The following is a 4595-nucleotide window of genomic DNA, read 5'->3' on the forward strand; positions in this document are numbered from 1 at the left end:
ATGGTGTAATTTTTTCGTAAATTAGTCCGAAAATATTAAAAAATCAATTGAAAATAATTCTGACTGGTGCTACTCATAAAACCAACGAGCGAAGCGAGGAAGGGCGCGCTTATACAATATTGCATATTGCTTGCTGCTTAAACCAACATAAAATTTTAATAACAATTAAAACAATAATAAAATATAAATGGCAATCTACCGACTAAGCTCACAAATAATAAGCAGAACAACAGGCAGAACAGTTACCGGAGCTGCGGCTTATAGAGCAGGCGAAAAAATCCTTGATGAAAGAATGAACCAAACATGGGATTTCACCAAAAAGAAAGGGATTGACCACACAGAAATACTGTCTCCTGAAAATGCGCCTGAATGGGCCTATGATCGTGAAACGCTATGGAATAAAGTTGAAAAAGCGGAAAAGAGAGACGATGCCCAGCTTGCAAGAGAAATTCAGATTGCCCTGCCGGTTGAACTCACGTCAGAACAGAAAAAAAATCTGATTAAAGAATTTGCAAAAGATAATTTTGTAGAAAAAGGCATGATTGCCGATATTTGTATTCACGATATCAGCGGAGAAAATCCTCACGCACATATAATGCTTACAATGAGGGATCTCAAAGCTGAAGGATTCGGAAACAAGAATCGTGACTGGAACAAGAAAGAACACCTTCTTGGATGGCGGGAAAACTGGGCAAAACTTGCAAACGATCATCTGGCTCTTGCAGGACATGACATTTCGATTGACCATCGCAGCTATGAAAAGATGGGAATACCTCTTGAGGCTCAAAAAAAGATAGGGCCGTTAAAGCACATAAGCAAGGAGGACAGGGCCGAAACAGACCGGATGCAGGAATATCTTGAGACTTGCAGAAGGAATGGAGAAAAAATTAAGGCCAATCCTGAAATTGCAACCGATCTTTTCAGCCGCAAGCAGGCCGTCTTCACAGAAAACGATATTCTTCGCCTTGCAAACACCTACAGCGCAGACAAAGAGCAGTTTAACGAAGTTGTTTCCGCAATAAAAAAATCTCGTGATCTCGTTTTACTCGGAGCCGGAGAACACGGCAAAGAGCGTTACACAACACGCCAGACCCTCGAAGCAGAAAATTCCATGCTATCTAAATCAGAGAACATGGCAAAGGCTCATAATCACAAAGTAAGAGAAAAATATCAGAAGCAGGCCAAAGCCAGCCGCACACTGTCACCTGAACAGGTGAACGCTTTTGATCATATCTTTGCAAGCGGGGATATGTGCTGCGTGGTAGGATACGCGGGAACAGGCAAGAGCTATATGCTCGATGCAGTTCGTGAAGCCTATGAAGCAGGAGGATATAGTGTAACAGGAGCGGCACTCGCTGGAATAGCGGCCCAGGGGCTTTTCGAGTCTTCAGGAATACCAAGCCAAACCATAGCGAGAAGACTTCTTGACCAGGAGCAAGGCAGAAGCGAGCTAACAAGCAAGCATGTTCTGGTAATTGACGAAGCGGGAATGGTCGGAACACGCCAGATGAACGCCCTTATCTCACATGCCCATGAAAAGGGCGCAAAAGTTATTCTTGTCGGAGACGGGATGCAGTTGCAGCCCATAGAGGCCGGAGGAGCTTTTAGAGGGATTTATTCCAGAACCGAAGGCGTTAACCTGACAGAAATCCGAAGACAGAAAGAAGACTGGCAGAAGGAAGCCACAAAATACTTTGAGGAAGGCAAATCAAAGACCGCTCTGGATCTCTACGAGTTATCTGGAAAGATTCGACAGGACGCTACGCACGATAAGTCCATCCGGCAATTGACAGGCGAATGGAGCAACCATGTTATCAAAACCAAGGGCATTGATTCAAGCATGATGATGGCCTACCGGAACAAGGATGTCGAAGATCTGAACAATCTTGGCAGACAAGCCATGATCAAGGCTGGTTTTGTACGCGGGGAAGGCAAAAGCTTTGAAACGACCAAGGGATTAAAAAAGTTTGCCGAAGGAGACAGGATTCTTTTTCTGAAGAATGACAGGTTTATGGGGGTCAATAATGGCAACAGGGGAACTGTAGAAAAGATCAGCGGAAATGATTTTCTTGTCCGGATGGACAACAAGGAGAAGATAGCCTTTGACGCTTCCCAGTACCAGCATTTCAATCATGGGTACGCCGCCACGGTTCACAAGCTCCAGGGCGCGACGATAAAGCATAGCTTTGTCCTTGCTGACAGCTATTTTGACCAACATTCGATTTTAACCGCAATGTCAAGGCACACGGATGATGCCCAATTATATTACAGCCTGGAGCGGTTTCAGGAAGGTTTTCAGGAATTACGAAGAGTCATTGGACGGAAAAAACCCAAAGATCTGGCTATTGATTTTGCGGTCAAGCGGGGGATAGATCCTTCGTCATTCCAGGACAATCCGAAAGGCAAGGACACTTTAGCCGATATTTTGCAAAAGAAGGCTGAAAACTTCGTAGAGTTTTTCACGGACATATTCAGGAGCAATTCGGAAATAAAGCTTCGGGAGGATGTTCAGGCAAAAAGAAAAAAAGAGCTTGATGATAATTATGAAATGGCAAACAGACCGTCAGACCCTGCCAAAGAACTAATAAAATTTAAAAACATGATGGCTGATATTCACGGGGGGACGGATAAACAACGAAGAGAAATGGTTCTCGAAACAATAGACGAGCTTATATCCAAAGGCGTGATTGATTATCCACACAAGCAAGGATCTCTTTCTGCGGATAAATCCCAGGAAGAAAAATCAAAGGCTCGTGCGGTAGAAACAGAGAAACCTAAATTTGAAAGAATAATAGCGTATCCTGAAATATCAGAACAAAACCCACAAAAATCAATGGAAATAAAGAGCAGTCAAAAGACAGCCGCACCAAAATCAAAAATGATCCTGGAAGTTTATGAATCACAGGAGCAGTCATTCAAGGCTCGTGCTTCGGAAATAGAAAATCAGAAACAGAAAACAAAGGAGCCTGTCACTATTCCTGTATCTGCTCCAAAAAAGGAAAAGACCAAAGAGAAAAAACAGGCAGAAATCCACAAATCAAAAGGCAGAGATATTGAGATGGAACGATGAGTGAAAATGAAGATACAAAAATATCAAAAAATGAAATCAGGGAAATAAAACAGCAACTATCTAAAATCCAAACGATATTGGAGTCAGACGCTTTTAATGAAAAACTGGATTTTATAGAAACCCATAATAAAATTATAAAATCGCTGTCTGAAGCGGAAAAAGGCCACGCCAAAACTCTAAACAGCTTCCTGGAGGAGCTTCAGAAAAGAATAGTAACAATCAATGAGCTGAATATTAAGCTCAGTCATACCAGTACAATCGCAAATGATCTTAATTCCAGGTTTAATGATTTTATCAATATGGTCAATTTTACTGATGAGAATTTCGTTAAATACAATAGAGATTTAACATACTGGATAGACAAGGCAGGGAAAACATTGGTATATGAGGCTCATTATGGCGTTGGAAAAATATCTCGAAAGTTTAGACGTCACATATTTATAAATACTGCATGTAACTTTATAATATTATTAATATTATCTTTTTTTTCATATCTTATATTTAAAAAATAGACGAATATTATTAGTGGGTTTATAAGGCATTTGGCTATTTATTTTTTTGAGTTGATCCGGTCTTTTAGCTCTTTACCGGCCTTAAAAAAGGGAAGTTTTTTTGGTTGTATTGTTACTTTTTCCCCTGTTTTTGGATTTCTGCCAGTGTAGCTTTCATAATTTTTTAAAAACATCGAAAACAGGCCGCGTATTTCAACCCTGTCATTTTGCGAAAGAGCGTATGACATTTCATCAAAGAAAAGGTTTACAATCCTAACAGCTTCAGGCCTTGTTATTCTTGCCTCTGTTTTTAATTTTTCGATCAATTCGAGTTTGTTCATATTTTTTAATTTTGCCTGTTCTATTTTTTAGTTTTTTCCAGAAAGTCTTTTTGAATACATTACAGGCAAAAATCAATTCATATTTCTGGACTTGTTCCAGATAGTTCTCAACCACGCTTCTTTTTTGTCCGGCTTCTTACGGAGATTATCCAGGTCAAAAGAGCTGGCCTGTTCCATAATAGCCTTTACTTCTTCAGAATCAGGGGTTTTTACATAGGCTTCATAAAACATGAAAAATGACGCCTCAAGTTTAAGAGCTTCCAGTTCTTCCAGTTCTTTTCTTTTTCCAGCGATAAAAGCCTCCAGACGCTTTTTCTCGGCCTCTTCGTGACTGACATACCCATTTGGCTTAGTCCAGCCAGAAAATCGTTTTAAGCCGCCCATAAAGAATTCAAAATGAGAATTAATATCCTTGTCTTTAAAGTCACCTCTTTCAGCTTTAAAAGCATAATATTTCATAGACTGGATAAAAAGCTCTCCCGCTATTCCTGAGTTTTCAATATTTTTTTGGATCATGTCTGATGTGATGCCCTGTTCTTTCCAAAATGACATTTCAACGTGTTCAAAAAATTGCGGAGTAATAATATTATATATAAAAGAGCTATTATTATTATAAGGGACTGTTGTACCGTGTGTTGTGTGTTGAGTTGTCTGTTGTTCCGTGTGTTGAGTCGTCTGCTGTTCCGTGTGTTG

4 protein-coding genes are annotated in these 4595 nt (G+C 40.3%); 2 read left to right on the plus strand and 2 right to left on the minus strand.

Features of this window, described 5'->3' with window-relative positions; genetic code table 11:
- The first annotated feature begins 187 nt into the window (after positions 1–187).
- Positions 188–3070 (plus strand): Ti-type conjugative transfer relaxase TraA, encoded by a 2883-nt coding sequence (gene traA, locus K245_RS25780; RefSeq protein ID WP_051284505.1) that lies wholly within the window; start codon positions 188–190, stop codon positions 3068–3070.
- Positions 3067–3582, plus strand: coding sequence for a hypothetical protein (locus tag K245_RS0120765; RefSeq protein ID WP_027360705.1), 516 nt, complete (start codon positions 3067–3069; stop codon positions 3580–3582). The genes traA and K245_RS0120765 overlap by 4 nt, the downstream gene beginning before the upstream one ends.
- 38 nt (positions 3583–3620) lie before the next feature.
- Here K245_RS0120765 and K245_RS0120770 read toward each other — a convergent pair whose 3' ends face one another.
- Together K245_RS0120770 and K245_RS0120775 are read right to left on the minus strand one after the other, a co-directional pair.
- Positions 3621–3902, minus strand: a complete 282-nt coding sequence (locus K245_RS0120770; protein WP_027360706.1) for an HU family DNA-binding protein — start codon at positions 3900–3902, stop codon at positions 3621–3623.
- Between the two features lie 72 nt (positions 3903–3974).
- The coding region (locus K245_RS0120775; protein WP_232223861.1) for a hypothetical protein at positions 3975–4595 on the minus strand (621 nt) is incomplete at its 5' end.

It is taken from the genome of Desulforegula conservatrix Mb1Pa, assembly GCF_000426225.1.
GTDB classification, from domain to species: Bacteria; Desulfobacterota; Desulfobacteria; order Desulfobacterales; family Desulforegulaceae; genus Desulforegula; species Desulforegula conservatrix.